This window comes from Lactiplantibacillus dongliensis (genome assembly GCF_005405105.1).
Classification (GTDB): domain Bacteria; phylum Bacillota; class Bacilli; order Lactobacillales; family Lactobacillaceae; genus Lactiplantibacillus; species Lactiplantibacillus dongliensis.
Genome location: NZ_BJDK01000045.1, coordinates 21787 through 29001 on the forward strand (window position 1 = coordinate 21787; position 7215 = coordinate 29001).

The 7215-nt window shown below is 45.7% G+C and carries 6 protein-coding genes; 1 reads left to right on the top strand and 5 read right to left on the bottom strand.

The genetic code is table 11. The features are described from left to right. Positions 1–20: 20 nt before the first annotated feature. The 4 genes from FFM80_RS13260 to ytpR form a co-directional block, all read right to left on the bottom strand. Complete coding sequence (locus FFM80_RS13260; RefSeq protein WP_137641234.1) at positions 21–740, bottom strand: Bax inhibitor-1/YccA family protein; 720 nt, start codon at positions 738–740, stop codon at positions 21–23. A gap of 826 nt (positions 741–1566) precedes the next feature. Further along, entirely contained in the window at positions 1567–2883 is a 1317-nt protein-coding gene (gene murC / locus FFM80_RS13265) for a UDP-N-acetylmuramate--L-alanine ligase (protein WP_137641235.1), read from the bottom strand. Positions 2884–2944: 61 nt separating this feature from the next. Continuing rightward, positions 2945–5548 (bottom strand): DNA translocase FtsK, encoded by a 2604-nt coding sequence (locus tag FFM80_RS13270; RefSeq protein WP_137641236.1) that lies wholly within the window; start codon positions 5546–5548, stop codon positions 2945–2947. A 33-nt stretch (positions 5549–5581) separates the two neighbouring features. Next, positions 5582–6223 carry a YtpR family tRNA-binding protein gene (ytpR, locus tag FFM80_RS13275; RefSeq protein ID WP_137634207.1) on the bottom strand — a complete coding sequence of 214 codons (642 nt, stop codon included), beginning with the start codon at positions 6221–6223 and terminating at the stop codon, positions 5582–5584. Positions 6224–6387: 164 nt separating this feature from the next. Between ytpR and FFM80_RS13280 the strand changes: the two genes are divergently transcribed. Beyond that, positions 6388–6711, top strand: coding sequence for a PepSY domain-containing protein (locus FFM80_RS13280; protein WP_137629016.1), 324 nt, complete (start codon positions 6388–6390; stop codon positions 6709–6711). A gap of 246 nt (positions 6712–6957) precedes the next feature. Here FFM80_RS13280 and FFM80_RS14575 read toward each other — a convergent pair whose 3' ends face one another. Continuing rightward, positions 6958–7101, bottom strand: a complete 144-nt coding sequence (locus tag FFM80_RS14575; protein ID WP_171001122.1) for a hypothetical protein — start codon at positions 7099–7101, stop codon at positions 6958–6960. Positions 7102–7215 lie beyond the last annotated feature (114 nt).

The window sequence follows — 7215 nt, forward strand, 5'->3', positions numbered from 1 at the left end:
CGTTTTATGCAATCATTTAATTAATCGCGGCTAGAACCACCGAAGATTTGGACAAAGTATAAGAACAAGTTAACGAAGTCCAAGTAAAGTTGTAAGGCCCCCGTAACAGCTAACCCAGTTGAAGAAACTTGGTCACCGTACTTCAGATACATATCACGCATCCGGTTGGCATCCCACATGGATAACCCCGCGAAGATCAACACGCCAATATACGAGAAGACGTAGCTAATCATGGCGCTTTGTAGGAACATGTTTACCACGGAAGCTACTAACAGTCCGATTAAAGCGGCAAATAAATGCGTGCCTAAACGTGACATATCGCGCTTAGTTGTCGTCCCAATCACCGCCATTGTGCCAAAGACCGCCGTGGCCGCAAAGAACGCCCCAACAATTGAAGCCTTCGTATACAAGGACAACGTGATCGACATTTCAGCGCCAAAGACCACGGCAAAGAGCATTAACAAAGTAAAACTCATCGCTGGATTACGGGTGGCATTAACTTGAATCCCACCAATCATCGCAAACATGCTAATGATGAAAATCATCAAAAACATGAGCGGATGTGAGGCAAAGGCGCCGAAAATAACCGGTTTCCAAACCGTCATCGATAAGAATGCCACGACTGCTGAAACCAATACCGCCAATGACATGTACCCATACATTTTAGCTAAAAAGCTACGTAACCCCACTTGGGTATTAATTGTACGGGGGTTTTGTGGTTCTTGTTGAAAGTTGTTCATATAATCCCTCTTTCACCTAATATTTAACTAGTTATCTTTTCAAAATCCGAGTTGCCGTGCTAATTGAGACGTCACTAACGCATAGCTAGTGACGGTCAGTGGCCAATTTGTCAATTGCATGACTGCACCAAATTCGATCAACCATCTCAATCAGTCACCTCAACTTTCTTGATATCTAGTGTATCAGATTAGTCAAAGAAGGTAAAACAGTTTGTATCTGTGATAACTATAAGATTTTATAACGATTTTGGGGTGAACTTGCCGCAAACCTTTTGCCGGATTTTGACTGTCGTTCCACCGAGCGGACAAGGCATCCGGTGGGGACCGGGAATCGCCAAAGTGCGGTCGATCTCCTCGCTTGGAAGCCGAAAACCACGTCTTCAAAGTCGTCCCATGCGCTAAGCCAGCCTAACCCACTGGCTAAGCGCATCGACACGGGATACCATGCCCGCTCGGCTACACTTAACTAGTGTTAGTTAAAAATTAGTGATACCTTGCGATAGCTATACCAACTATCAATTGCCATTATTGGTATCAAAGATGGTCGTCAGCATATGTTTTTCAGGAAACAAAAATGCATCTCAAAAAAATCATCAGCCAATGTCCAACCACTATCCCTATTTGTCACCCACCATAAAAATAACTAACCATTGATTAACGACGGGCGGGTCAGCATGGGCTCAGTGGTGTCATTTGAGACCGCACTATGGCTCAAAAACGTGGCCACCACGTTCCAGCCAAGGCTGACCCAACCAGAGTGACAATCGAAATACAGCCGACAAAAAAGCGACTCAATTCAACATTGAGTCGCTAGTTTCAAGTTCGCTTAACGCGCGTTAACTGCGTCTTCGTAAACTTTTTCATATTTTTGAATATCACCGGCACCCATGAAGACGACCACGGCATCATGATAAGCCGTTAATGCTGCCATGCTGTCCATCGTGATGATTTCGCCGCCATTTGGTAACTTAGCTGCTAAATCTTCCGATGACACATCGCCACTCTTTTCACGTGCTGAACTGAAGATGTTGGTCAAGAAGACATGGTCAGCTTTGCTTAAGCTGGCGGCAAAGCCATCCATCAACGCCTTCGTCCGAGAATACGTATGTGGTTGGAAGACTGCCAAGATTTCCTTATCAGGATACTTTTGACGGGCAGCATCCAAAGTAGCTTTGATTTCTGATGGATGATGCGCATAGTCATCGATCAACATCATATCGCCGACCTTAGTTTCAGAGAAGCGCCGTTTAACGCCACTGAAGCTCAATAATTCGCGACGAATTTCGTCTAAGTCAACTTTTTCAAAGTAAGCAACCGCAATGACAGCCATACTATTCAAGACATTATGTTCACCGAACAATGGAATTTCGAATTCACCTAAGGATTTCCCTTGATACGTCACTTCAAATGAAGAGCCTTTGGTCGTCCGCTTGATATTGACAGCTTGGAAATCATCACGATCCTTCGTCCCGTAATAATAGATCGGCGTCTCAACATCTAAATGCCGTAAACTTTCATCGTCACCCCAAGCAAAGATACCTTTTTTAACTTGGCTACCGAATTGCTTGAAGGCTGACTGTACATCGTTTAGATCCTTGTAATAATCAGGATGATCAAAGTCAACATTGGTCATGATGGCATAGTCAGGATGATAAGCAACGAAATGGCGACGGTATTCATCGGCTTCAAAGACGAAGAAACGAGCGTCTGGCGTCCCTTTCCCAGTCCCATCACCAATCAAATAACTCGTTGGGGCAATGTTACTCAATACATGTGACAACAACCCCGTCGTTGAAGTCTTACCATGCGTCCCAGCAACCCCGATACTCGTGTAGCCTTCCATTAATTTACCTAAAAATTCATGGTAACGGTACACTGGTAAGCCCATTTCACGCGCTTTTTTGATTTCAGGATGTTCGTCGGTAAAGGAATTCCCGGCAATCACCGTTAAGCCATCATGAATATTGGCTGCATCAAAAGGCAACATTTTAATCCCAGCGGCAGCTAAGCCTTTCTGCGTAAAGGTATATTGTTCGATATCGGAACCTTCGACTTTAAACCCCTTATCGTGCAAAATCAAAGCTAATGAGCTCATTCCAGAGCCCTTAATCCCTACAAAATAATAAACCGTTGCTTTATCCATTGTTCTTATAATCTCCCATATTGACAATTCATCATTTGACTGGTGAATCCTTGATTTTTTGTTATGAGTTAGCTTGTAATTTAGTTAAATCGTCCGCCGTGAAATACACATCACGTGGCTTTGATCCTTTAGCTGGTGACACATAGTTGCGGCTTTCGAGATCATCAATAATATTAGCCGCGCGATTGTAGCCGACTGAGAACGTTCGTTGCAACTTAGAAGTAGAAATGGTCTCTTCATCGGCCAAGTAAGCCAAAATTTCTGGCATGAGTTCGTCTTGATTCTTAGCAGCTTCCTCATGCTTCATTAAGTTATCCGGCTGGAACTCATAATGCGGTGCAGCTTGATCACGCACAAATTGCGCAATATCATCAATCTCGCTATCCACATAAGTCCCTTGAATCCGAATCGGCGTACTTTGCCCATTGCCGAGATACAGCATATCCCCGCGGCCCAGCAATCGTTCCGCCCCACTCGCGTCTAAGATGGTCCGCGAATCAATCTGACTCGCCACCATAAAGGCAATTCGCGTTGGAATATTATTCTTAATCAGTCCAGTCACCACATCGACACTTGGCCGCTGAGTGGCAACTAACAAGTGAATCCCGGCAGCCCGTGCCTTTTGGGTAATGCGGGCAATGTAATCTTGCACCTCACTAGAGGCCACCATCATCAAGTCGGCCAATTCGTCAATCACAATCACGATATACGGCATTTTTAAGCCATCCTCATGATGTTCAACGGCCAATTGGTTGAACTGTTCAATGTTACGCGCCCCACCCGCAGCGAGCTTTTCGTAACGATGATCCATCTCATCAACGACCCACTTCAACGCAGCCGAAGCGGCCTTGGGTTCAGAGATTACTGGTGCCAGCAGGTGTGGAACTTTATCGTACGGCGCTAGTTCAACCGCCTTTGGATCAATCAGTAACAGCTTAACTTCTTGGGGATTCGCTTTATAGAGAATCGACACCAAGATACTGTTAATAAAGACTGACTTCCCGGAACCCGTGGCCCCGGCAATCAAGCCATGCGGCATTTTCCGCAGATCGGTGACTTGCGGTTGCCCAAACAAATCGACCCCTAACGCAACGGTCAGTGGCGACTTGCTTTCCTTAAATTTCGTTGAATTTAAAACTTCCGACAACATGACCGGGCGAGACTTCTTATTAGGAATTTCAATTCCGACTGTGTTGCGACCAGGAATCGGCGCCTCAATTCGAATATCTTTGGCCGCTAACGCCAACTTCAGATCATCATTTAAATTGGTAATCTTGCTGACTTTAACCCCGCGGGCCAATTTTACTTGGAACTGAGTGACCGTTGGCCCAACTGTCCAGTCAACGACATTAGCATCAACTCCAAAGGCGTCCAACGACTCATCGAGCGCACTAGCCTTGCTTTCAATCCAATCATCCATTTCGCTTTCATCTGGAATCACGGGATCTTTCAGTAAGGCTAACGGCGGAAAATGATACGCCGCTAATTCTTTATCGGCTAGAACTGGTGCCGCAGAATCACCTGAGTGAACGGCCGAGACTGGTTCGCTGGCCGCACTTGTTACCGGCGCTGGTTCAGCTGAACGTGGCGCTGTTGACTGGACACGCGGTGTCGGTGCTTGCGAAACTGAACGATGCACCCCGACTGGTTGATACAAATCAGCATCATCATCAGCCACTGGCGCATCTTTGAATAACGCCAAATCAGCTTGTGCCTGATCTTCTTCATTCATAATCGCATCTAGTGACAAGCCCAGGCCATGGGTTGGCTTAGCGGCCGCACTTGGGGCTTCACTAGGTACCGCCGTACTTGGGGCCACACTCGCAACTGATTCAACTTGACTGGCAGTGTCATCATTAGCCACCGTAATTGGCGCCGTCGGTTCAAAGACCACCGTTGGCTCAGCACTAATAGGCGCTGGGGCAGCCGATTCAATCGGTTGCGTGGGTTCAAACACGACGGTCGGTTCAGCAGCATCGGCAGATACCGGTGCCAGCGCTGCAACGCTAGCCGCTAAGCTTGGATCAGTTGGCTCAAAGACCACGGTCGGCAACGCGCGCGCGGCCACTGATTGCTCGGCTACAACCACACTGGCTGCCAAGCTGGGTTCAGTCGGCTCAAACACCACGGTTGGTAACGCTGACGTACTAGTCGGTTGAAAGACTTCCGTTGCTGCCTGACTGACCGCCGCAACAGCTTGACTAGCACTCGCCGACTCAACCTTTGCTTGACTAGTTGAATCAGCGTCAATGCTTGCTGACATCGGTTGCGCTGCTTGTAGCTCAACTACTGGGAAAGTTTCATCACCTGCCGTTGCAAACAATAAATAACTGTCGCGTGACTTGTGCAATAATGTTTCAATCGCCAAATAATCCGTGGTATCCGTTGGTGCCAACGGCTGGTGCACTTGCTTGGCACTCGCTAACTGGGCCGGCACCTTGGACGGATGGAACACCCCATGCGTGCCACCACTAAACGGAGCCGCACTAGTTGCCGGCACAACCTTTTTTGGCCGGACTGGTGGTGTAGGCGCCGCCGCAGCGCTTGTTGCTGATTGCGTTGGTTGGTCCGCAGCAGGAGTTGATTGACTGGCCGCCGCGGAACGATTCTTTTTTTGAGGTCGTGCATATTTCCGGAAAAAAGCCGGGCCATCATAATGGTTCATTTTCAATCATCCTAATTTCAGTGTTAATGCGACTTAAGCAGTAAATAAAGTTTGGGCCCGATCAAAGTCAAATGGTTCGCCGACCGCTTGATAATCAGCTGGTAAGATCATGGCACCCGGGTGTTGTGGTGCATGTGGTAACTGTAATTCACGACCAGAAACGATCATGCCGTCACTTTCAACACCGCGTAATTCGCCGGGCCAAATAATCAAGCCATCGGGCATCATTGCCCCAACTTTAGCAACAACCACTAAAATATCTGCTTGCATGTTCGGTGAACCACTGACAATTTGCAAATCCGTATCCGTTCCAACATTGGTCTTGGTAATTTGTAAATGATCGGACTTGGGATGGGCTTCCGCTGAATCCACATGACCCACCACGAATTTAGGCGTCAAATCAACGACCAAGTCAGCGTCAAAATCATTAGCCGTCAACAAGTCGTTTAACTTAGCCACTTGGTCAGCTGTCAATTTGATCTGACCATTAACGTCTAAGGTGCCCAATGTTTTAGAAACGTCGAAAAAGTTGTAACCTAACGTTTCACCGGTAGCAACGTCACTAATTCGGGTGACGTTGGCATGGGTTTCAATTTTTTGTTCAGCCGTATCTGGGCGTAAAATAGCGATTAACGTATCGCCTAGTTGCGTTGGATTATAACTTGTAATTAACATTGGTATCCCCTTTATTTCTTAGCTTATGCGTTCATTTTATTATTATAACTTATTTCAATAGAATCATACTGATTAATTATGACTTTTCTTGGTATTCGCGTCAATCATTGGTATACTATTTCTGAACAAAAAAATATCCGAGTTGGTCGAAAGGAGTACGCAACATGCATAAACAAATTCAATACGGCGGTTTATTGGCAGTTGGAATGGCCGGAGTCGCAGGTGGCTTTTCAATCGGCGGCCTCCTCAAACGGTTGCGCCGACCAACCCCCAATCAAATCTTAAATCAAGTCAAACGCGCCTTCTTAAAAGAAGCTCCAATTGAAGGCTCATGGATTGAAATGAAAAAAGCCCCGCTTCAAAAATTCGCACTACGGACTGATGTCTATTATGGCGGGATCACCCGTTATGAAGACGGTCAATTGGTTCAATACGAGTTCCTAGCAGATGCCAATACCGGCAGTATCTTAGATATTTACCGACTTTAATCAAATAGACACGTTGCTTAAAATGAAAAAATCATTTTAAACAGCGTGTCTATTTTTACAAACGGCGCTAAAAAGATTGCCATCACAATTTTTTATTAATATCTGTTAATAGTTTAAATAGTTTCCAAATTAAATAACCAAAGAATCCAACAACCACTAAATTGATTACAATAAATGTAATATCCATCAGGTTAGCACTCATTTGATCGTCCCCTTATACGAAAATGATTGATCGACTTTTGACACTTACTTACGTTGTAATTCTGTTAAAATCTGTTGCAACGTGCTGACGATTTTTCCTAACATGCTGAACAACTTCCACAATAACCAGCCGACACCCCCGAAGATGGCGATATACACTAATAGTACGACAACTGACATCCACATCATTGATCAACCCCTCCTCAACATTGCTAATTACATTTAGTACGCTTGGTGCTAGTTGATTAGATTTGTACAAAAATAGCCCAACAAGGCTACACTATAGTTACTCTACTAACTAAG

What these genes read in the sequence shown, in the direction of transcription:
- FFM80_RS13270 (WP_137641236.1), bottom strand. Translation starts at nt 5,548, where the DNA reads ATGAACCATTATGATGGCCCGGCTTTTTTCCGGAAATATGCACGACCT.
- FFM80_RS13280 (WP_137629016.1), top strand. Translation starts at nt 6,388, where the DNA reads ATGCATAAACAAATTCAATACGGCGGTTTATTGGCAGTTGGAATGGCC.
- FFM80_RS14575 (WP_171001122.1), bottom strand. Translation starts at nt 7,101, where the DNA reads ATGATGTGGATGTCAGTTGTCGTACTATTAGTGTATATCGCCATCTTC.
- FFM80_RS13260 (WP_137641234.1), bottom strand. Translation starts at nt 740, where the DNA reads ATGAACAACTTTCAACAAGAACCACAAAACCCCCGTACAATTAATACC.
- murC (WP_137641235.1), bottom strand. Translation starts at nt 2,883, where the DNA reads ATGGATAAAGCAACGGTTTATTATTTTGTAGGGATTAAGGGCTCTGGA.
- ytpR (WP_137634207.1), bottom strand. Translation starts at nt 6,223, where the DNA reads ATGTTAATTACAAGTTATAATCCAACGCAACTAGGCGATACGTTAATC.